The sequence below is a fragment of the Streptomyces sp. NBC_01474 genome, from assembly GCF_035918215.1.
GTDB lineage: Bacteria > Actinomycetota > Actinomycetes > Streptomycetales > Streptomycetaceae > Streptomyces > Streptomyces aureus.
The window spans coordinates 2,656,100-2,678,204 of sequence record NZ_CP109449.1; the positions used below are offsets into that span (position 1 = coordinate 2,656,100).

Consider the following 22,105-nt stretch of genomic DNA (forward strand, 5'->3'; position numbering starts at 1 on the left):
GGACCGGCTTCATGACGCCGACGTCAGCAAGCCTCTCGCCCAACGCAGCACCCCCTTCCAGCGCAGGCGGATACAGTCCCCGACTGATCGCCATCTTGATCGCGCTCATCTGGCCAACCCAGTTGCTCGTCGCCGTCGGCATCCTCGGCGCCAACGCCACCGCGAGCGTGGCCGAGCACTTCCACACCACCCAGGTGGTCTGGTTCACCCTGATCATCACGCTCGGGACGACCATGCTGGCCCCCTTTGTGATCAAGCTCGGGGATATGCACGGCAAGAAGCGCGTGATGCTCGCCATGATCGGACTGGGCGTCATCGGAGAAGTGATCGCGACGACGGCGACCAGCTTCCCGATGCTGCTGGTAGGCCGGGGGATCGCCTCCTTCTACGGACCGCTCGCAGCCCTCAGCTTCCCCACAGTCCGCGACATCTTCCCCCGCCACCTGGTCAAGTCGGCGAGCGCCATCCTGGGAAGCAGCCTCGGCCTCGTCTCCTTGGCCTCGCCCTTCCTGGGCGGCTGGCTGATCGACTCCTGGGGCTACGAGGGCGCTCTGTGGTTCATCGTCGCCGCGACGGCCGTCGCCTTCCTACTGGTCCTCTTCGTAGTGCCCGAGACCCCGCGTCACTCCGTCGCCGCCGGCTTCGACTGGATCGGCGGCATCGTGCTCGGCGGCGCCCTTGCCTCGATCGTGTACGCCCTCGCCGAGGGGCCGACCTGGGGCTGGGCCAGCGGCCGCACCTGGGTGTTCATCGGCGCGGGCCTGGCCGCTATCGTCGCCTTCGTCTTCATCGAGCGGACCAGCTCCCACCCCATCATCGACCTGAAGGTGCTCAGCCGGCGCCCGGTGGCCGCAGCCGTCGCCTCCGGCTCCATCGCCCAGGCCGTGGTGTACAGCGCCCCGGTCATCGCGATCCTGCTCGCGCTCTACCCGAACATCCCCGGCGTCTCGGCAGGCTTCGGCTGGACGACCACGCACAACGCCGTCATCGGCGTCTCCTGGAACGTCGTGCTGTTCGCCGCCGGCATCGCCACCAGCCGTGTGCTGCGCCGAGCCGATGCCCGCGCCGTCTGGCGGGCGGGTCTGGCGGTCACCGCCGTCGGCTTCCTGCTGGCGGGCTTCTTCCACGGCAACGCCTTCGAGCTCACCTGGACCATGTGCGTCGCCAGCCTGGGCAGCGGCCTGGTCGTCGCGACCGCGCCTGTCCTGGTTGTCTCGGTGGTGACTGTGGACGAGCAGGGCCTGGGCAGCGGAATGCTCACCATGTTCACCAACGTGGGCGGCGCCGTCTTCACCGCCGTTATGTACGCGGCGCTGGACGCCCACAGCGTCACCTTGAAGGGCACCGCCTTCTACCAGGGCTCCGGCTACAGCCTCGCCTTCTGGGCCGGCGCGGGATTCGCCGTCGTGGCGCTGGGCGTCTCCGCACTCATCCCGCGGTTGAAGGACTCGGCGACGGGCCTGTCCGCCCTCCCCCTCGAGACCTCTCACGCCGCAGCCTGAACCCGGGCTGTGGGGGTGCCGGCTGCGCGACCTGCGCAGCTGGCACCCCCACAGCCGCGCCCGTGGCACCCGCCGCCGAAGAGACGGCGACATCCGCACCGCAGATCCAAGGACGGTCATGACCAGCACCCCCGAGCTGAACCTCGGCCTCAGGACGCCCCCTGCCTCCGGTGACTCCCGCGGTCGGCCGACCCGGCTGCGGGTGGAACACCTGGACCGGCCGCTGGGCATCGACGTACCGCGCCCGCGCCTGTCATGGCTGCTGCCCGCAGGCGCGACACACCAGCTCGCGCACCGGATCCGGGCCGGAGCGTGGGACTCAGGGCGCGTCGAGGCATCCGGCAGCCTGCTGATTCCCTACCAGGGCCCGCAGCCCACGGCACGGGAGCGGATCCCTTGGCAGGTGAAGGTCTGGACCGACCTCGGCGAGAGCGGGTGGTCCGAACCCTCCTGGTGGGAGACCGGCTTGACAGCCCGCGACGACTGGCAGGCGGTCTGGATCGAACCTGCCGAGGCGCAGCCCCCGGCGCCGGCCGGGAGGCGCCCCGCACACCTTCTGCGGCACGACTTCACCGTGCGCGGCCCGGTGACCCGCGCACGGGTCTACGCCACTGCCCACGGCGTCTACGAGCTGTTCCTCAACGGGCGACGGGTCGGCGATCAGGAGCTGACACCTGGCTTCACCGCGTACCGTTCCCGGCTCCAAGTGCAGACCTACGACGTGACCGAACTGCTGCAGGAGGGCGCCAACGCCGTAGGCGCGGTGCTGTCCGACGGCTGGTTCCGCGGCCGCCACGGCTTCAGCAGAGCGGCCGACGGCTTCGGGGAGCGCACAGCGCTGCTCGCCCAGCTCATCGTCGAGCACTCTGACGGCTCGACCGCTGTGATCGGCACCGGGCCGAACTGGCGGAGCTGCCGGGGCCCCGTCCTGGCAGCCGACCTGATGGACGGTCAGGAGGTCGACCTGCGCCTCCTCGACCCGGGCTGGTCCGCCGCGGACGATGCCGGTCGGGCCGGCCCCGGTTGGGACGGCGTCGCGGTCGGCGAGGGCGGCCTGTACGAGGACTTCAGCCGGCTCACCGCCAGCCCAGCGCCTCCCATGCGCCGCGTCGCCCAACTGCAGCCCACCTCGGTCACCGCCCTGCCGGACGGCCGGCAGATCATCGACCTCGGCCAGAACATCAGCGGCTGGGCGCGTCTGAACGACCTCGGCCCCACCGGGACCCGGCTGATACTCACCCACGGCGAAGCCCTCGACGCCGAGGGTGCCGTCACCACCGAGAACATCCGCGCCTTCGACTGGACGACCGGCCGGCTGCTCCCGGCCGGACAGGTGGACAAGGTGGTCTCCTCGGGGCGCCCGGGCGAGGTGTTCGAGCCCCGGCACACCACCCACGGATTCCGGTACGTGCAGGTGGAAGGCCATCCGCGCGAGCTCGCTCTCGGCGACGTCACCGGCGTCGTCGTACACACCGACCTGGAGCGCACTGGCTGGTTCGACTGCAGCGACCAGCGGATCAACCGGCTGCACGAGGCCGCGGTGTGGAGCTTCCGGGGCAACGCCTGCGACGTGCCCACGGACTGCCCCCAGCGTGAACGCGCCGCCTGGACCGGCGACTGGCAGCTGTTCGCCCCCACCGCAGCCTTCCTCTACGACGTCGCCGGATTCTCCGCCAAGTGGCTGCGCGACCTGGCCACGGACCAGTGGTCGGACGGCCGAGTTCCCAACTTCGTCCCCGATCCCGCCGACGAAGCCTCCCGGCGAGCCTCACCCGAGGGCCCCATGACCGGCTCGGCAGGCTGGGGCGACGCCGCCGTGATCGTCCCCTGGGAGACCTGGCGGGCATACGGCGACCTGGACCTCCTGCGCGAGCAGTACCCGTCCATGACCGCCTGGGTCGACTATGCGGCAGGGCAGGCATCCGCCCGCCGCCACCCCGACAGGGCCGCCCGGCGCCCCGAACCGGCTCCGCACGAGGAATTCCTGTGGGACACAGGGTTCCACTTCGGCGAGTGGCTCGAACCCGGCGTCGCCATCGACCTGGACCCCGCCCGGGACCGCGGTGACGTCGCCACCGCGTACCTTCACCGCTCCGCGCAGCTGCTCGCCGCCACCGCCCGGCTCCTGGGCCGCAACGACGACCATGAGCGATACCAGCGCCTCGCCCAGGGCGCCCGCGCCGCGTGGCAGGCCGAGTACGTCGCTGCCGACGGCATCATCAGCCCTGGCACCCAGGCGACCTTGGTCCGCGCTCTCGCCTTCGGCCTCGTTCCCGACAGCCTGCGCGAAAAAGTGGCCGACCAACTGGCGAGCAGCGTTCGATCCGCTGGCACCCATCTGGCGACCGGCTTCCTGGCCACCCCGGACCTGCTGGCCGTCCTCGCGGACCACGGCCACGGGGAGCTCGCCTACGCCCTGCTGCTCCAGGACACCTCTCCCTCCTGGTTGGCCATGCTCGAGCGCGGAGCCACCACGATGTGGGAGGACTGGGACGGCGTCGACGACGCCGGCCGCCCCAAGATGTCCTACAACCACTACAGCAAGGGCGCGGTCGTCTCCTTCCTACACACGCGAACTGCCGGGATCCGGCTCGCGGACGGCGCCGACCCCACCGCCGCGGCCTACCGGCGCTTCGTCATCGAGCCCGTCCCCGGAGGCGGACTGACATCCGCCCGCGCTGAACACGACTGCCCATACGGGCGCATCCGCTCGGCATGGCGCATCGAGGACGGTGTGTTCACCCTGAGCGCCGCCATTCCTCCGGGAACTTCCGCGCAGATCCGGATGCCCGACGGCGCCCGCGTCGACGCGGGACCCGGCAGCCACGTGCTGAGCTGTCCCGCCGGCGCCGGATCGTCCGCCGCCGTTTAGGCCTGACCGCCTGAACTACGCGGGCTGCCGATGCAATCGCGCCGCCCCGTCGGCACGCGTTTGTTGGAGCGTTTGTTTGAGATCAAGCAGGTCAGCAGGCGCCCCGGCACCGTCTCAGCCGGAGCCGGGGCGTCATCGTTCTCAGCCGGCGACGGTTGCGGCAGGAGTGTGGCCGAGTCGCCTAGCGGCCTTGTGGAAGCGGCCTTCCTGAGTACATCGGCGGGCACGGCGGCGACACCATCACGCTCGGGTGCGGCCTGCGCGGGGCCGAGGACTGGCCTGACACCAGCTGTATCGACTGGGCTGATCCGGCATCCGCCTCGCGGTGCCGGGCTGCTGCGGGAGTATCCCGACTGGGCCCGCGAGTGTGCGACGACGCGTTCTGGCCCCGGCCGATCCACGCCCTGCCGACAGGTCCGGCCTGAGAGCGGGCGCCCGGCGTGACGCTCGTCGGGGATGCCGCGCACCTGATGTCGCCGTTCGCGGGCGAGGGCGCCAATCTGGCGCTCATCGACGGTGCCGACCTCGCCCGCGAGATCGACGTGGAGACGGCCCTGTCCCGCTACGAGAAGATGATGTTCGCGCGCGGGGCCAAGTCGGCCGCTGCATCGCAGCGGGGCCTGGACATGATGTTCGTCAAGGGCCCGCCGCGGAAGCTGATTCTGTTCTTCAAAGCCATGGGGGTCGCGGCGAAGGTCGCCAAACCGTTCGCACGCATCCCCGCTTCCGGAAAGGGAGAGTGACCGTGACACCCTCCGAGCCGGCCGGATAGACGCTCAACTAGCGGTCGGCGCCGTCGGTTGACCGTCGCAGACCTTGAACGCAGCCTGGACTACTACACGAGCCCCATCGGCCTTCAAGTGCTCGACCACGATGCGGACCGCGCATCAGTGGGTGTGCCCCGGGCGCGTGCTCGCCCAGTTGCGGGAGCGCCAGGGTGCCTCTCCTGCGCCTGCTTCGGGGCCGGGACTGAGCCACTTCGCGCCCCAGGTCCCCACGCCCGCGGACCTGTCGCGGTTCGAGAAGCACTACACGGCCACGCACACCGATGCCGAACTGACCGACCCCAGCCGCTCCGCAGCCGTCATGACCTGTGGCACAACACGGCGACGCTCCGCGTCGCACCACGTGGACGCGATTCCTCCCGGGCGTGAACGACTCCGTTGGGAAATGCGTAAACCGGCGGGTGCGATCTCGTCGTCAGGCGGCGAGTTGGAGTCGGGTGAGGTGTGAGGTGCGGGTTGCGCCGAGGGGTGTTTCGCTGAGCCATGCGTCGAGTCTGATGATGTTGATGGCGGTGGCGGCGAAGATGTGTCCGAGGCGGGTCTTGGGCAGGCCCGTGTAGCGGGTCCGGCGGATGCGGGTGCGTCGGATTGCCTGGGAGATGGTGCCCTCCACTCCAGCGCGAATGTTGTAGCGCTGCTGCCACTGGTCGGTGAGCTGTTCGCGGCGCCGGTCTTCCAGTGCTGCCTGCTGGTCTTGGGGCAACAGGGTCAGGCTTCGGCCCCACTTGCCGTTCGCCGCTTTGGTGCACATGTCCTGCACCGGGCAGGCCGCGCAGTCCTGGGCGGTGAAGTGCACCCGTGAGACGGGGGTGCCGCTGCTCTTGCGCTGGTCGGACCAGCTGGCACTGATTTTGCCCTGGGGACAGACGGCCTTCTTGGCTTCCCAGTCGATCGTGAACGCGCCCTGCGTGAAGTGCTCACCTTCGTAGTTCTCGTGGCATGTATCCAGCCCGACCGGCCCCAGCAGTTCGATCCCATGTGCCTCGCGCGCGGCCACGATGTGTGCGGCGGTGACGTAGCCGGCATCGACGTCGTGCTCTTCAGGCAGCAGTTCCCGTGTGGCCAGGCCCTGGTGGACGACTGCGGTGACCTCGGTGTCGGCGACGGTGGCGTCCGTGGTGAGGACATGAGTGATCAGGTGCGGGACGTGAGGTTCGCAGGTCTCGCTGAGGTGGGTCTTGTAGCCGCACCAGCCCGAGCCGCGCTTGGTCGCGTAGCGGGCGTCGGGGTCGTAGGGCGAACAGAGCCTGCGTCTGCCTGGCGGGAGATCTTTGCCCTCCCGCCAGCGCACCCCCTCGCCGTCGCGGTGGTACTGCTCCACCCAGGCCCGGCGCAGGACCTGGACGGCGGGGACTTCCCGTAACCACGCGGGGGCCCGGGGTGCGTAAACGGCCTCCAGGATGGTGAAGCCGTCCCGGCCGACCTGCTCGGCCCACTCCTGGCGGACGTTGTCGCCCTTGGGGAAGCGGTAGGAGTCGATCCGGGCGCCGTAGCGTTTGGCCCAGTCGGCGTTGACCAGCTCGGACAGCCATGCCGGGGCGGCTGCGGCCAGTGCCTCCAGCGCCGCGCGCAAGGTCTCACCGACAAACTCCATCCGGTTCAGCGTCCGCACGGCTGCCAGGACGTGGGTGGAGTCGGTGCGCTGCCGACCCCCTGCACGCAGCAGTCCGAGTTCGGAGCACCTGGCCAAAACCAGGTCCAGGACATGCTCCTCCAGCCCGTGCCCGATCAGCCGGACACGGAAGTCGCTCAGGACGGAGAAGTCGAACCCCGGATCGTCCAGCTCCAAGCCGAGGAGAAACTTCCAGTCGATGCGAGCCCGCACCTGGTCAGCCGCCTGCCGATCGGTGAGTCCCTCGGCGTACTGCAGCGCCGAGACCAGCGCGAGCGCCCCCGGCGACACGGCCGGACGCCCCCGGGCCGAGAACGCCTCAGCGAAGGATCCGTCCGAGAACAACGGACCGAGCGCCTCACGCACCCGGACTGCCAACGTCCCCTTCGGGAACGACGCCCGCACCACCCGAGCGGTCAGCTCCGGCACCCCACCATCGTCCCGAGACTCCAGCGACACCCAGCCACACCCCTCGCTCCGGCGAACACAACGATCATGCCGACCTCAGCAAGCCAGCGAAGCCGGTTTACGCATTTCCCAACGGAGTCGTGAACGCCCGGGGTTCCTTCGCAAGAATCCGCTCAACACAGTCACCGACACTCTGACCGCCGTCCCCAACGTCAACACGAGCAGCCACCGAGCTCGCCATCAGCAGGACATCGCGCTCGTCGCATTCAAGTCGATCAGCAGCCCTCAGGACGCCAAGACCGTCGACCTGGTCAACCACCTGCGCAGCACGGCCCTCAAGTCACTGCACCCGGACGGCAACACCCAGATCTACTGTTTGATCCAAGACGGGGTGGCCAGCAACACATGGGGCAGAGCAGCAAGTAGGTGCGGCATGACAGGCAGGAAGCAGTTCGACATCGACACGGCACTCGACGCCGCGATGATCCAGTTCTGGCGGGATGGCTACGCCGAGGCACTGACCTGCCCCAACGCAGCCTTCTGCAACAGGCTTTAGCCATCATGCCCGCCCATGCTCGACCTGCGCACCACCAACTCCGGTTGCAGCAATACGTGTTGGTGTCGGTGATCCGTCGCTGCCGCTCCTGTTTCCTCCAGTAGCAGCTCCGCGGCGATAGTGCCGAGAGTGTAGGCGGGTTGGCGTACGGAGGTGAGCGGGACGGTCGCGGCCGCTGCGAACTCGATGTCGTCGTATCCGACGAGCGCGATGTCCTCGGGAACCCGGACGCCCGCGGTGTACAGGGCCTGCAGAACGCCGAGGGCGAGCAGGTCGTTGGCGCAGAAGACGGCGGTGGGGCGGTCGGCAAGGCCCAGGAGGCGGGCGCCGGCGTCGCGGCCCGCGGCCACGTCCATGCGTTCGGTGGGCAGTTCGCGCAGTGCGTCGAGAGGGAGACCGGCCTCGGCGAGCGCGACCAGAGCTCCGGTGCGCCGGTCCTGGACCTGCTTGAGATGCGGCGGGCCGCTGACGAACGCGATGCGGCGATGGCCCTGTGCAACGAGGTGGCGCAGGGCGAGCGCGCCGCCCGCCTCGTCGTCGACGGAGACCGAGCAGCCCTCCTCGTCTCCGGCGACGCGGTCCACGACGACGTACGGGATGCCGTGCCGGCGGAAGTCACGCAGCGTCCCACCGCTTGGGTCGGCCGGGGCGACAAGAGCCCCGCGTACCCGCTGCTCGGCGAAGTGGGCGAGGTAGTCGGCCTCCTCGGCCGGGTCCTGGCCGCTGTTGCACACCATGACGCCGAGTCCGGCGTCACGCGCGGCGCGTTCGGCGCCCCGTGCGATGTCGACGAAGAACGGGTTGCCCATGTCGAAGACGAGCAGCGAGATGATGCGGCTGCGGCCGGCGCGCAGTTGCCGGGCGGACTCGCTGCGGACGTAGCCGAGACGAGTGATGACCTCCTGCACCTGACGGCGGGTGCCCGCGGAGACCCGGTCGGGCTGGTTGAGGACGTTGGAGACCGTGCCGACGGAGACGCCCGCCGCCTGCGCCACGTCCTTGATGCCAACCGTCATGGGTTCCCCTCGTACGTGCTCTGAGCAGCATTCATTCTAGTAAGTCGGTGCCTGTCCGCCGCTCAGGCAAGGTGGAAGACCTCGGTGAGGGGTCGCATCGCGGCGTCGGGAGCCTGTCCGTCCAGTGCCTCGAAGAAGTCGCCCATTTCTGCCTGCCAGCGGGCGTTGACGTCGGTGGCGTCCATCGCGGCTCGGGCCGCGTCGAAGTCCTCGGTCTCCAGGTAGCCGACGAGCAGACCGTCCTCGCGCAGGAAGAGTGAGTAGTTGTGCCAGCCCGTGGCGGTCAGCGCCTCTCGCATCTCCTGCCATACACCCTGGTGGCGGACTCGGTACTCGTCGATCCGGTCGGCCTTGACCTTGAGCAGGAAGCAAACCCGCTGCATCCTCATCTCCCTTGTCCAATGACGGAGCCGGGGCCACCGTCCATGACGTGAACGGCGGCCCCTTCTCCCTTACGTCGGGTCAGAACTTGAAGTTGTCGATGTTCGACTTGTCGAAGACGGTCGGCTTGCCGAGGGAGACGACACCGTCCTTGCCGATGGTGAACTCGCCCATGTCACCGGCCTTGAAGGTCTGCCCCTCCTTGCCGCTGATCTGGCCGGACTCGAGGGCGACGGCGGTGTGCGCGGCCAGGGCGCCCAGCTTGGCCGGGTCCCACAGCTCGAACGCGTCCACGGTGCCGTTCTTGACATAGGCGCGCATGTCGTTGGGGGTGCCGAGGCCGGTCAGCTTGACCTTGCCCTTGTACTTGGAGCCGGACAGGTACTGGGCGGCGGCCTTGATGCCCACCGTGGTCGGGGAGATGATCCCCTTCAGCTTCGGGTGCTCCTGGAGGAGGCCCTGGGTCTGCTGGAAGGACTTCTGGGCGTCGTCGTCACCGTAGGCGGTCGTGACGAGCTTGATGTCCTTGTACTCGGGCTTCTTCAGCTCGTCCTTCATGTAGTCGATCCACGTATTCTGGTTGGTGGCCGTCTGGGCCGCCGAGAGGATCGCGATCTCGCCCTTGTTGCCGATCTGCTTGGCCATCTGCTGCACCTGGGTGCGGCCGAGGTCCTCGGCGCTGGCCTGCGAGACGAACACGTTGCGGCAGTCCGCCTTGGTGTCGGAGTCGTACGTGACGACGCTGACGCCGTTCTTCATGGCCTGCTTCAGCGCGGTGCACAGCGCGCCCGGGTCCTGCGCCGACACGGCGATGCCGTCGACCTGCTGCTGGGTGAGCGTGTTGACGTAGGAGACCTGGCCGGAGGTGTCGGTGCCGCTGCTGGTGCCGACCTCCTTGTAGGTCGAGCCGAGCTCCTCGACCGCCTTCTTGCCGCCGTTGTCCGAGGTAGTGAAGTACGGGTTGTTGACCTGCTTGGGCAGGAACGCGATGCTCAGGCCCTTCTTGGTCGCGGCATTGGCGTCGGCCTTGCCCGCCGCCGCGGAGCCGGCCTCCTTGTTCGCGTCGTCCTTGGTCGTGCCACCGCAGGCGGTGGCACCGAGGACGAGGGCGGTGGTGACGGCGAGGGCCGCGGTGAGCCGACGGGTTCTGGCGGTGGTGGTGAGAGACATGGGCTTCTGCCTTTGCGTAGTACGACGGTGTACAGCGGTTGACCGAACAGGAGCTGGTGGTTCTATGCAGTGGCGGGCGCAGGTGATGACGGTGGCGCTGCCGCCGTCTTCTTCCTGGCCCTGGCCTGAGAGATCTGGCGACCGACGCGCGGGGCGAGGACCGAGAACACGAGCAGCACGCCGGTGACGAGGATCTGGGACTGGGCGGACACGTTGACGAGACTCATCACGTTCTGCAGGGTGCCGAGCAGGAACACGCCCGCGATGGCGCCGCCGAGGGTTCCCCTGCCGCCGTCGAAATCGATGCCGCCGAGCAGCACCGCCGCGATGACGGACAGCTCCAAGCCGGAAGCGTTGTCATAGCGGGCGCTGGCGTAGTGCAGGGTCCAGAAGGCGCCGGTGAGCGCTGACAGCACGCCCGTCGTGACGAACATGGACAGCTTCAGGCGCTTGACCCGGATGCCCGTGAAACGTGCCGCTTCCTCCGAAGCACCGATCGCGAACAACGAGCGGCCGACCGGAGTGGCGTGCAGGACCAGGACCGCGATCACGAACAGGATCACGAAGGGCAGGGCGGCGTACGGGATGAATGTGTCACCGATCCGGCCCGCGCCGAAGTCCAGGTACTGCGAAGGGAAGTCGGTGACCGAGTCGGACCCGAGGACGATCTGGGCGATGCCGCGGTAGGCGGCCATGGTGCCGATGGTGACAGCGAGGGAAGGCAGCCCGAGCCGGGTGACCAGGAGGCCATTGATGAGGCCACACACGACACCGAGCAGCAGGCACAGCGGGATGATCGTCTCGATGGCCATGCCCTCGTTCCACAGGGCACCCATCACCGAGCTGGACAGACCGACCGTGGACCCCACGGACAGGTCCACCTCACCGGAGATGACGAGCATCGTCATCGGCAGCGCGATCAAGGCGATCGGCAGAGTGTTGCCGATGAGGAACGAGACGTTGAGCGCGTTGCCGAAGTTGTCGACGAACGAGAACGAGAACAGAAGCAGGAGCACGAACAGGACGCCTACCGCGGTGTCCCAGCGCACCGCCCCACCCAGGCCACGACGGGCCGTCGGCTTGGGGCTCGTGATGTCAGTCATGGCGGGCACTCCTCATCTGTGCGGCCTTCTTTCGCAGCACCGCGGCGACCCGCAGCGCCAGGATCCGGTCGACGGCGATGGCGAGCAGGAGCAGGATTCCGTTGATCGCGGTGACCCAGACCGAGCTGACGCCGATCGCGGGGAGCACGCTGTTGATGGAGGTCAGCAGGACGGCGCCTAGCGCGGCCCCGTAGACGGTGCCGGCGCCGCCGGTGAAGGCGACACCGCCGACCACGACGGCGCTGACGACGGTGAGTTCGTAGCCGTTGCCGGTGGCGGAGTCGACATTACCGAAGCGGGCGAGGTACAGGGCTCCGGCGAGTCCGGCGAGCGCGCCGCACAGCACGTACGCGGTCATGATGCGCTTACGGACGGGCACGCCGGCCAGGTTCGCCGCCTCGGGGCTCGATCCGAGTGCGTACATGTCGCGGCCGCTGCGGTAGCTGCGCAGGTAGTAGCCGACCGCGAGAAGGACTACGACGGCGAGCAGCGCCAGATAGGGCACGACCCAAATACCGTCGTGGCCGAAGTCGACGAAGCTGCCGGGCAGAGCGTCGGCGGTGATCTGCTTGGAGCCGACCCAGATGGAGTCGACGCCGCGGACTATGTAGAGAGTGCCGAGGGTGACGACGAGGGCCGGTACCTTGCCGAGGCTGACGAGGGCCCCGTTCAGGATTCCGAAGAGCACCCCGAGTGCGACGGCGAGGAGCACGCCGACGAGTGGGCTTCCGCCGTCCCGGAGGTAGTTGCCGGCGGCGAAGGCGGAGATGCCGAGCACCGAGCCGACCGACAGATCGACGTTCTTGGTGATCACCACGACGGCCTGACCGACCGCAACGAGCACCAGAATGGTGGCGTTGAGCATCAGGTCCTTGAGGCCCTGCTCGGACAGGAACTCGCCGTTGTAGATCTGCGTGGCACCGAGCATCACCACCAACACGGCGACGACGGCCAGTTCGCGGGCCTTGAACACCTTGTCGATGAAACGGCGCGAGGCGGTGGCCTGAGGTGCGGTCTCGTTCCGCACCGGCTGCGCGGTCATGGTCATGCGGCCGCCCTCCCTTCCTTCGTACGGCCGGTGGCCGCAGCCATCACGGACTCCTCGGTCGCCTCGGCGCGCGGGATCTCTGCGGTGAGCCGGCCCTCGTGCATGACAAGGACGCGGTCGGCCATGCCGAGAATCTCCGGCAGGTCGGAGGAGATCATCAGGACCGCTACTCCGTCAGCGGCCAGCGAGGACAGCAAGCGGTGCACCTCGGCCTTGGTACCGACGTCGATGCCGCGCGTCGGCTCGTCCACGATCAGCACCTGCGGAGCGGTCGCAAGCCATTTGGCTAGGACGACCTTCTGCTGGTTGCCGCCCGAAAGCGTGCCGACGACATCAGCGAGACGCGCGTACTTCACCTGGAGCTTGACCGCCCAGTCGACAGCGCGACTGCGCTCGGCCGTGCGGTTCATGAGCCCGGCGCGGGTGGTGTCGGCGAAACCGGTAAGTCCGATGTTGCGCTCGATGGACATGTCCATCACCAGGCCCTGGGCGCGGCGGTCCTCCGGCACGAGGGCGAGGCCCGCGGCCATCGCCAGGCTCGGGGCGCCTGGCTTCAGTTTCCTGCCGAGCACCTCAACCTCGCCGCCGTCGAAACGGTCGACGCCGAACACCGCCCGGGCCACCTCACTGCGGCCGGCGCCGACGAGCCCAGCAAGGCCCACGATCTCCCCGCGCCGCACGTCGAACGACACATCGGTGAAGACACCCTCACGCGTCAGCCTTCGCACAGTGAGCGCGACGTCACCCACCTCGGTGACCTGCTTGGGGTAGAGCTCGTCCAGATCACGGCCGACCATGCGCCGTACGAGATCGTCCTCGGTCAGCCCCTCCAGCGGCTCGCTGCTGATCCAGGCGCCGTCACGCAGCGTGGTCACCCGTTGGCACAGCTCGAAGATCTCCTCCAGGCGATGCGAGATGAACAGGATGGCGGCTCCCTGCGCGCGCAGCGTCCTCACGACGCCGAAGAGGCGGGCGACCTCGCTGCCGGTGAGCGCGGCGGTCGGCTCGTCCATGATCAGGACCCGGGCGTCGAAGGAGAGCGCCTTGGCGATCTCGACGAGCTGCTGGTCGGCGATGGACAGGCCGCGCGCCGGCTGCTCGGGATCGAGGTCGACACCGAGCCGGGTGAACAGATCGGCGGCTGCCTGCTTGACCGCGCGATGGTCGACACGGCCCAGGGAACGCCGGGGCTGGCGGCCCATGAAGATGTTCTCGGCGACGGTCAGGTCCGGGAAGAGCGTCGGCTCCTGGTAGATGACGGCGACGCCCGCGTCACGGGCGTCCGCCGGACCGTTGAACGCCACCGGCTCACCATCGAGCAGGACCGCGCCCGAGTCGGGGCGGTGCACCCCGGCAAGCGTCTTGATCAAGGTCGACTTGCCCGCGCCGTTCTCACCGGCGAGGGCGTGCGCCTCTCCGGCGTACAGCCGCAGCGAAACACCACGCAGGGCGCGTACAGCGCCGAAGGACTTACTCACCCCCTCCAGCGCGAGCACCGGAGTGGTCTCCGGTTCAGAAAGCGTCATGCGTCTCTCCATGGGTGTGCCGGGGAGTCTGCCGAGGTGGTGTGTCGTCGAGCGCGGCGAAGAATGCCGAAGAAGTCACCCGACTGAAATGTTTCAGCGAGGTTGCCCGGAAGCTAACCCCGCGCGGTCGACAGGTCAAGGGGTCACTTGGACCTCCAGGCCTTCCCATGTGGGCCCGCCGAGCCATAAAGGCCACTTGAACTGCAGGAAATCGGAGGAACCCTGGACCCGCGAGGGACGAACGACACGATTTCGTAACGCCCCCGAGAGCCCCTACCGGGCGACTTGAACCCCTTGACGACCGCCAGTCAAGAGGGTTACTTTCCCCAACGGAATGAATCGATTCACATCTTCATCCGCATGCGGCCACACACGTGGTCGGTTCGTGTACCTGTCGCCCCAGCTTCCGGGGCACCCCATTCCTTCAGTCACCCCGAGGTGAACATGCCTGACATCGCTGCCGTGAAGGCCGCACTCGCCGGCCAGCGGATCGAGACACCATCCTGGGGCTACGGCAACTCCGGCACGCGGTTCAAGGTGTTCGCGCAGGCCGGTGTGCCGCGTACCCCGCGGGAGAAGCTGGACGACGCGGCGAAGGTGCACGAGTTCACCGGCATCGCACCCAAGGTGTCCCTGCACATCCCGTGGGACAAGGTCGACGACTACGAGGGCCTCCGCACGTACGCGAAGGAACGTGGTGTGGAACTCGGCGCCATCAACTCCAACACCTTCCAGGACGACGACTACAAACTGGGGAGCGTCTGCCACCCCGACCCGAAGGTGCGCGGCAAGGCCGTCGACCACCTCCTGGAGTGCGTCGACATCATGGACGCGACCGGGTCGAAGGACCTGAAGCTGTGGTTCGCCGACGGCACGAACTACCCCGGGCAGGACGACATCGTGGCCCGCCAGGACCGGCTCGCCGAGTCGCTGGCCACGGTGTACGAGCGGCTCGGCGACGACCAGCGTCTGCTCCTCGAGTACAAGTTCTTCGAGCCGGCCTTCTACACGACCGACGTGCCTGACTGGGGAACCTCGTACCTGCAGTGCCTCAAGCTGGGCCACAAGGCTCAGGTCGTGGTGGACACGGGGCACCACGCGCCGGGTACGAACATCGAGTTCATCGTCGCCACACTGCTCCGCGAGGGGAAGCTCGGCGGCTTCGACTTCAACTCACGGTTCTACGCGGACGACGACCTGATGGTCGGCTCCGCCGACCCGTTCCAGCTGTTCCGGATCCTGCACGAGGTCGCCAAGAACGGCGGCTTCAAGCCGGAGACGAACGTGGCGTTCATGCTCGACCAGTGCCACAACATCGAGGCGAAGATCCCGGCGGTCATCCGCTCCGTGATGAACGTGCAGGAAGCCACCGCCAAGGCGCTTCTCGTCGACCTCGACGCGCTCGTGGCCGCGCAGCGCGAAGGCGATGTGCTCGGCGCCAACCTCGTGCTGATGGACGCCTACAACACCGATGTCCGGCCTCTGCTGCGCGAGCTTCGCGAGGAACAGGGGCTCAACCCGAATCCCGTCGCCGCGTATGCCGCCTCCGGGTGGCAGGAGCGGATCGTGGCCGAGCGGGTGGGCGGGGAGCAGGCGGGGTGGGGGGCCTGAGTCTTCGCTCCGTTCCGTACGTTCACCTCTCTCACAAGGACTGATCCACGCCATGTCTACGCACCCCGAAGTCGCCGCGCTGCTGGCGCGCTCCAACCGACTCGGCGCCGACCCCCGCAACACCAACTACGCCGGCGGCAACACGTCCGCCAAGGGCTCCGAGACCGACCCGGTCACCGGCGGCGACGTCGAGCTGATGTGGGTGAAGGGCTCGGGCGGCGACCTGGGCACACTCACCGAAGGCGGACTCGCCGTGCTGCGCCTGGACCGACTGCGGGCGCTCACCGACGTCTACCCGGGTGTGGAGCGCGAGGACGAGATGGTCGCCGCGTTCGACTACTGCCTGCACGGCAAGGGCGGCGCCGCACCGTCCATCGACACGGCCATGCACGGCCTGGTGGACGCCGCTCACGTCGACCACCTGCACCCCGACTCCGGCATCGCGCTGGCCTGCGCGGCCGACGGGGAGAAGCTCACCACCGAGTGCTTCGGCGACAAGGTCGCGTGGGTGCCGTGGCGCCGCCCCGGATTCCAACTCGGCCTGGACATCGCGGCCATCAAGACCGCCAACCCGCAGGCCGTCGGCTGCATCCTGGGCGGACACGGCATCACCGCGTGGGGCAAGACGGCCGAGGAGTGCGAGCGCAACGCCCTCTTCATCATCCGCACCGCGGAGACCTTCCTCGTCGAAAAGGGCAAGGACGAGCCGTTCGGTCCGGTCCTCGAGGGATACGCGGCGCTCGGCGCGACCGAGCGCCTGGAGCGCGCGGCTCGGCTCGCCCCGGTCATCCGTGGGCTGGCGTCGATGGACCGCCCGCAGGTCGGCCACTTCAACGACTCCGAGGCCGTCCTCGACTTCCTGGCGAGTGCCGAGCACCCCCGCCTTGCCGCGCTGGGCACGTCCTGCCCCGACCACTTCCTGCGCACGAAGGTGCGCCCGCTGGTCCTCGACCTGCCGCCCACGGCCGAACTCGACGTCGTGACCGCCCGGCTGAAGGAGCTGCACGCCGAGTACCGCGAGGAGTACGCCGTCTACTATGCGCGGCACGCCACACCCGAGTCACCCGCGATGCGCGGTGCGGACCCGGCGATCGTGCTGGTGCCCGGAGTCGGCATGTTCTCGTTCGGCAAGGACAAGCAGACCGCGCGGGTCGCGGGCGAGTTCTACGTCAACGCCATCAACGTGATGCGCGGCGCCGAGGCCGTCTCCGAGTACTCGCCCATCGAGGAGTCGGAGAAGTTCCGCATCGAGTACTGGGAGCTGGAGGAGGCCAAGCTGCGGCGCATGCCGAAGCCCAAGCCTCTCGCCACCCGGGTGGCTCTGGTGACCGGCGCCGGTTCCGGTATCGGTAAGGCCATCGCCCACCGGCTCTCGGCGGAGGGCGCCTGCGTCGTGGTCGCCGACCTGAACGGGGACAACGCCGCTGCTGTCGCCGAGCAGCTCGGAGGGCCGGACAAGGCTGTGGCCGTGACCGTGGACGTCACGTCGGAGGAGCAGATCACCGAAGCGTTCAAGGCCGCTGCTCTCGCCTTCGGTGGCGTCGACCTCGTCGTCAACAACGCCGGAATCTCCATCTCCAAGCCGCTCCTGGAGACGACGGCGAAGGACTGGGACCTGCAGCACGACATCATGGCGCGCGGCTCCTTCCTCGTCTCCCGCGAGGCCGCGCGGACCATGGCCGAACAGGGTCTCGGCGGCGACATCGTCTACATCGCCTCCAAGAACGCCGTCTTCGCCGGCCCCAACAACATCGCCTACTCGGCCACCAAGGCGGACCAGGCTCACCAAGTCCGTCTGTTGGCGGCCGAGTTGGGTGAGCAGGGCATCCGCGTCAACGGCGTCAATCCGGACGGCGTGGTGCGCGGCTCCGGAATTTTCGCGGGTGGCTGGGGCGCGCAGCGCGCGGCGACGTACGGCATCGAGGAGAACAAGCTCGGCGAGTTCTACGCTCAGCGCACCCTGCTGAAGCGGGAGGTGCTGCCCGAGCATGTCGCCAACGCGGTCTTCGCCTTGACCGGCGGCGACCTGACCCACACGACCGGCCTGCACATTCCGGTCGACGCGGGGGTCGCGGCAGCTTTCCTTCGATGACCCGCAGCATGCCGGGTGCGGGAGCCGGTGACCAGCCGGACCGCCCCGCACCCGGCCGCTAGACCTCAGCCCCCTCCCCGGAGCCCGCATGCACAACCTCACCTTCGCCGCCGCCGACCTGGGTGCCACCAGCGGCCGTGTGATCCTCGGCCGTGTAGGCCCAAGTCACCTGGACCTCACGGAGACGCACCGGTTCCACAACACACCCGTCCGCCTCCAGGACGGGCTCCGCTGGGACGTACTCGCCCTCTGGCAGGGCATACTCGACGGCCTGCGCGCGGCAGGTCAGGTGTCCTCCATCGGCATCGACACCTGGGCCGTCGACTACGGCCTTCTCGACGCGGACGGCGCCCTGCTCGGCCAGCCGTTCCACTACCGCGACACCCGCACCGAAGGCGTCGCCGCCCGCAATGTATGGCCCAAGATCGGGCCCCAGGAGCTGTATCAGGTCACCGGCCTGCAGCACCTGCCCTTCAACACCGTCTTCCAGCTCGCCTCCGCAGCAGGAAGCGCCCAGCTCGGCATCGCTCGAACTCTGTTGATGATCCCCGACCTGCTGATCCACTGGCTGACCGGGTCCATCGGCGCGGAGGAGACCAACGCCTCCACCACCGGCCTGTTCGACGCCCGCACCGGCACCTGGGCCGACGGCATCCTCGACCGGCTCTCCCTCGCCCCAGGACTCCTGCCCCCGCTGCGCTCCCCCGGCGACCCGGCGGGCACACTGCTCCCGCACGTCGCCGCGTACACCGGCCTCGCCCCCGACACCCCCGTGACCACGGTCGCCTCGCACGACACCGCGTCGGCCGTGGTCGCCGTGCCGGCCACGACACCGGACTTCGCCTACATCTCCTGCGGCACCTGGTCTCTTGCCGGACTCGAACTCGACGCTCCGGTCCTCAGCGAGGCGAGCCGCGCAGCGAACTTCACCAACGAGCGCGGCATCGACGGCACCGTCCGCTACCTGCGCAACATCATGGGCATGTGGCTCCTCGAGGAGTGCCGCCGTACCTGGGCGGCGCAGGGTCTGCCGGACGACCTGCCCGCCCTCTTCACCAGTGCCGCCCATGCCGAGCCGTTCACGTCCGCGGTCGACCCTGACGCCCCGGAGTTCATGGCACCCGGCGACATGCCCGAGCGCATCCGCGCGTACTGCCTCCGCACCGGCCAGCCGGCCCCCAGCAGCCAGGGCGCCGTTGTCCGCTGCATCTTGGAGAGTCTGGCCCTGGCCCACCGCCGCACCCTGCGCCAGGCATCCGCCCTCGCCGACCGCGACATCCGCCACGTCCACCTGGTCGGCGGCGGTTCCCGCAACGAGCTGCTGTGCCAGTTCACCGCCGACGCCACCGGCCTCCCGGTGATTGCGGGCCCCACCGAGGCAACGGCCCTTGGCAACATCCTCGTACAGGCGCGCGCCCACGGACTCATCGGCGACCTGTCGGCGATGCGCAGCCTCGTCGCCGACACACAGGAACTACGCCACTACACACCACGTGGCAACAGCGCCGCCTGGGCCGCGGCCGCGGCCCGCCTCTCCCTCACAGCCACCACTTCCGGCAAGGACTCGTGATGCGCGTCGCCCTCTTCGCCACGTGCGTCAACGACGCCGTGTATCCGTCCACAGCCGTCGCCACGGTCAGAGTCCTCGAACGCCTCGGTGTGAAGGTGGACTTCCCGGCCGCTCAGACCTGTTGCGGACAGCCCCAGTTCAACACCGGCTACCGCCGCGAGACCGAACCCCTCGTGCACCGCATGGGCCGCGCCTTCGAGGGCTACGACTATGTGGTCACCCCCTCCGGCTCCTGCGTGGCGATGGTCCGCGACAACTATCCGCGCATCGCCGCGAAGGGCACCGACCCACGGCTGACGCGAGTGTCGGACTCCCTCGTCCCTCGCATGTACGAGCTGACCGAGTTTCTGGTGGACGTGCTCGGCGTGACCGATGTCGGCGCCTACTTTCCACACAAGGTGACCTACCACCCCTCGTGCCACGGCCTGCGCATGCTGGGCCTGGGTGACCGGCCGACGCAACTCCTCAGTGCGGTCAAGGGGCTTGAACTGATCGAACTGCCGGGCGCTGAGGAGTGCTGCGGCTTCGGCGGCACCTTCGCGGTGAAGAACTCCGACGTGTCGACGGCAATGGGAGCCGACAAGGTCGACCACTCCCTCTCCACCGGCGCGGACGTCCTGTGCGGCGCGGACAATTCCTGCCTGATGCACATCGGTGGCATCCTGCGCCGCCAGGACGCACCACAGCGAGCCCTGCACCTCGCGGAGATCCTCGCCAGTACCGAAGAGGAGCCCTGGTCATGAGCGGGACCTATCTGGGGATGCCGTCCTTCCCCAAGGCGGCGCATGAGGCCGTCGGCAACACCACCCTGCGCGCGAACCTGCGGCACGCCACGCACACCATCCGCGACAAGCGGGCCAAGGCCGTCGCGGAGCTCGACGACTGGGCGCTCCTGCGCGAGGCCGGCAAGCAGATCAAGGACCACACGCTCCGCCATCTCGACACCTATCTCGTGCAGTTGGAGGAGGCCGTCACCGCGGCGGGCGGCACCGTGCACTGGGCCACCGACGCCGACGAGGCCAACCGGATCGTGACCCGCCTGGTCAAGGAGACCGGCGAGTCCGAAGTGGTCAAGGTCAAGTCGATGGCCACCCAGGAGATCGGGCTCAACGAGGCGCTGGAGGCCGAGGGCATCCACGCCTACGAGACCGACCTCGCCGAGCTGATCGTGCAGCTCGGCCACGACCGCCCCTCCCACATCCTCGTCCCCGCGATCCACCGCAACCGCGGCGAGATCCGCGACATCTTCGCCAAGGAAATGGGCGAGTGGGGCCGCCCGGCCCCCGAGAGTCTGACGGACACACCCGCGGAGCTGGCCGAGGCCGCGCGCCTCCACCTGCGCGAGAAGTTCCTGCGCGCCAAGGTCGGCATCTCCGGCGCCAACTTCATGGTCGCCGCCACCGGCACCCTGGTCGTCGTCGAGTCCGAGGGCAACGGCCGCATGTGCCTCACCCTCCCCGAGACCCTCATCTCCGTCGTCGGCATCGAGAAGATCGTCCCCACCTGGCGCGACCTCGAAGTCTTCCTCCAGACGCTCCCCCGCTCCTCGACGGCAGAGCGCATGAACCCGTACACGTCGATGTGGACGGGCACCAGCGACAGTGACGGCCCACAGACGTTCCATCTGGTGCTGATCGACAACGGCCGCACCGACACCCTCGCCGACGAGGTCGGCCGCCAGGCCCTGCGCTGCATCCGCTGCTCCGCCTGCCTGAACGTGTGCCCGGTGTACGAAAGGGCCGGCGGCCACGCCTACGGCTCCGTCTACCCCGGCCCGATCGGCGCCATCCTCAGCCCCCAACTCCGCGGCACAGCCAGCGAGATCGACGCCTCACTCCCCTACGCCTCCAGCCTCTGCGGCGCCTGCTACGAAGTCTGCCCCGTCGCCATCGACATCCCCGAAGTCCTCGTCCACCTGCGCGAGCGGGTCGCCGACCAGGGCGGCAAGGGGCACCGCCTGGAGAAGGCCGCGATCAAGGCGGCCGGCTGGGTCCTGGACCACCCAGGTGTTTTGGCAGCGGGCGAACGCGTCGCGGCGAAGACCCGCAAGCTGCACCCGAAGAAGCTCCCCGGACCGGGAGCCGGGCAGTGGACGAACAGCCGAGACCTGCCGAGTATGCCCGCCGAACCGTTCCGCGACTGGTGGAAGAAGAACCGCACATGACCTCCCCCACGACACCCTCGTCCCGCGAGCGAATCCTGTCCCGCGTGCGCAAGGCCCTTGTCGACGCACCCGAGGCAGACGACCCCACGCGCACCTACTTCACGACCCATACCGCCGACGACCCAGCCACGATCCTCGACCTGCTCCACGAGAACCTGGCCGACTACCGGGCGATCGTGCACCGTGCCCAGAGCAGTGAACTCCCCTCGCTCATAGCAAAGTTGCTCGGCGAGCAGGGAGCCCGCACGGTCGCCGTCGCACCTGGCCTGCCGGACACCTGGCTGTCCGACACAGCGGTGGAGCAGCGCCCGGACGAAGATGCGGAAAGGGGAACACCCCTCACGTCGTACGACCTCGACGCCACGGACGCCGTGGTCACCACTTGTGCCCTCGCCATCGCCGAGACCGGCACGATCGTCCTGGACGGCGGCCCCGGGCAGGGCCGCCGCGCGCTCACCCTCGTCCCCGACCTGCACATCTGCGTCGTACGCACCGCCGACCAGGTCGTTGCATCGGTCCCTCAAGCCCTCCCCCGCCTCGACCCCACCAGCCCGCTCACCTGGATCTCGGGACCGTCCGCCACCAGCGACATCGAACTCGACCGCGTCGAGGGAGTACACGGCCCGCGCGCCCTGCACGTAGTACTGCTCACCTGATGAGGAAGGAGTCTTGAGCGGCCGGAAGGCCTG

16 protein-coding genes and 1 pseudogene are annotated in these 22,105 nt (G+C 68.8%); 10 read left to right on the forward strand and 7 right to left on the reverse strand.

Annotation, left to right across the window (positions count from 1 at the left end; genetic code table 11):
• Nucleotides 1-95: 95 nt before the first annotated feature.
• The 3 genes from OG758_RS12580 to OG758_RS12590 all read left to right on the forward strand — a co-directional run bounded on the left by OG758_RS12580 (nt 96) and on the right by OG758_RS12590 (nt 5,117).
• The gene (locus tag OG758_RS12580) at nt 96-1,502 is read left to right on the forward strand and encodes an MFS transporter (RefSeq protein ID WP_326710070.1); all 1,407 of its coding nucleotides are present in this window, start codon (nt 96-98) and stop codon (nt 1,500-1,502) included.
• Nucleotides 1,503-1,620: 118 nt separating this feature from the next.
• Nucleotides 1,621-4,374, forward strand: a complete 2,754-nt coding sequence (locus OG758_RS12585; protein WP_326710071.1) for a family 78 glycoside hydrolase catalytic domain — start codon at nt 1,621-1,623, stop codon at nt 4,372-4,374.
• Nucleotides 4,375-4,814: 440 nt separating this feature from the next.
• On the forward strand, nt 4,815-5,117 hold the full coding sequence (locus OG758_RS12590) for an FAD-dependent oxidoreductase (RefSeq protein WP_326710072.1): 303 nt from the start codon (nt 4,815-4,817) through the stop codon (nt 5,115-5,117).
• Nucleotides 5,118-5,574: 457 nt separating this feature from the next.
• On the opposite strand, the gene OG758_RS12595 is transcribed toward OG758_RS12590, so the two are convergent.
• Complete coding sequence (locus OG758_RS12595; RefSeq protein WP_326710073.1) at nt 5,575-7,230, reverse strand: IS1182 family transposase; 1,656 nt, start codon at nt 7,228-7,230, stop codon at nt 5,575-5,577.
• 382 nt (nt 7,231-7,612) lie between these two features.
• Here OG758_RS12595 and OG758_RS12600 point away from each other — a divergent pair.
• Nucleotides 7,613-7,693 (forward strand): annotated as a pseudogene (locus tag OG758_RS12600) (TetR/AcrR family transcriptional regulator); the annotation flags it as partial.
• Nucleotides 7,694-7,731: 38 nt separating this feature from the next.
• Here OG758_RS12600 and OG758_RS12605 read toward each other — a convergent pair.
• The 6 genes from OG758_RS12605 to OG758_RS12630 all read right to left on the reverse strand — a co-directional run bounded on the left by OG758_RS12605 (nt 7,732) and on the right by OG758_RS12630 (nt 13,979).
• Nucleotides 7,732-8,751 (reverse strand): LacI family DNA-binding transcriptional regulator, encoded by a 1,020-nt coding sequence (locus OG758_RS12605; protein ID WP_326710074.1) that lies wholly within the window; start codon nt 8,749-8,751, stop codon nt 7,732-7,734.
• A 62-nt stretch (nt 8,752-8,813) separates the two neighbouring features.
• Complete coding sequence (locus OG758_RS12610) at nt 8,814-9,134, reverse strand: L-rhamnose mutarotase (protein ID WP_326710075.1); 321 nt, start codon at nt 9,132-9,134, stop codon at nt 8,814-8,816.
• Between the two features lie 79 nt (nt 9,135-9,213).
• Nucleotides 9,214-10,302, reverse strand: a complete 1,089-nt coding sequence (gene rhaS / locus OG758_RS12615; RefSeq protein ID WP_326710076.1) for a rhamnose ABC transporter substrate-binding protein — start codon at nt 10,300-10,302, stop codon at nt 9,214-9,216.
• A gap of 62 nt (nt 10,303-10,364) precedes the next feature.
• On the reverse strand, nt 10,365-11,405 hold the full coding sequence (locus tag OG758_RS12620) for an ABC transporter permease (protein ID WP_326710077.1): 1,041 nt from the start codon (nt 11,403-11,405) through the stop codon (nt 10,365-10,367).
• Nucleotides 11,398-12,453: an ABC transporter permease gene (locus tag OG758_RS12625; RefSeq protein WP_326710078.1), complete on the reverse strand. Its 1,056-nt coding sequence runs from the start codon at nt 12,451-12,453 to the stop codon at nt 11,398-11,400. Before OG758_RS12625 ends, OG758_RS12620 begins: the two co-directional genes overlap by 8 nt.
• Nucleotides 12,450-13,979 carry a sugar ABC transporter ATP-binding protein gene (locus OG758_RS12630; protein ID WP_326710079.1) on the reverse strand — a complete coding sequence of 510 codons (1,530 nt, stop codon included), beginning with the start codon at nt 13,977-13,979 and terminating at the stop codon, nt 12,450-12,452. The genes OG758_RS12625 and OG758_RS12630 overlap by 4 nt, the downstream gene beginning before the upstream one ends.
• Before the next feature lie 444 nt (nt 13,980-14,423).
• Between OG758_RS12630 and rhaI the strand changes: the two genes are divergently transcribed.
• From rhaI to OG758_RS12660, 6 genes are all read left to right on the forward strand, one after another.
• Nucleotides 14,424-15,590, forward strand: coding sequence for an L-rhamnose isomerase (rhaI, locus tag OG758_RS12635; RefSeq protein ID WP_326710080.1), 1,167 nt, complete (start codon nt 14,424-14,426; stop codon nt 15,588-15,590).
• A gap of 52 nt (nt 15,591-15,642) precedes the next feature.
• Nucleotides 15,643-17,682 (forward strand): bifunctional aldolase/short-chain dehydrogenase, encoded by a 2,040-nt coding sequence (locus OG758_RS12640; RefSeq protein WP_326710081.1) that lies wholly within the window; start codon nt 15,643-15,645, stop codon nt 17,680-17,682.
• An 88-nt stretch (nt 17,683-17,770) separates the two neighbouring features.
• Entirely contained in the window at nt 17,771-19,252 is a 1,482-nt protein-coding gene (locus OG758_RS12645; RefSeq protein WP_326710082.1) for a rhamnulokinase, read from the forward strand.
• Nucleotides 19,252-19,995: a (Fe-S)-binding protein gene (locus OG758_RS12650; RefSeq protein ID WP_326710083.1), complete on the forward strand. Its 744-nt coding sequence runs from the start codon at nt 19,252-19,254 to the stop codon at nt 19,993-19,995. The genes OG758_RS12645 and OG758_RS12650 overlap by 1 nt, the downstream gene beginning before the upstream one ends.
• Nucleotides 19,992-21,416, forward strand: a complete 1,425-nt coding sequence (locus OG758_RS12655) for a LutB/LldF family L-lactate oxidation iron-sulfur protein (RefSeq protein ID WP_326710084.1) — start codon at nt 19,992-19,994, stop codon at nt 21,414-21,416. Before OG758_RS12650 ends, OG758_RS12655 begins: the two co-directional genes overlap by 4 nt.
• Entirely contained in the window at nt 21,413-22,072 is a 660-nt protein-coding gene (locus OG758_RS12660) for a LutC/YkgG family protein (RefSeq protein ID WP_326710085.1), read from the forward strand. Before OG758_RS12655 ends, OG758_RS12660 begins: the two co-directional genes overlap by 4 nt.
• Nucleotides 22,073-22,105: the final 33 nt, after the last annotated feature.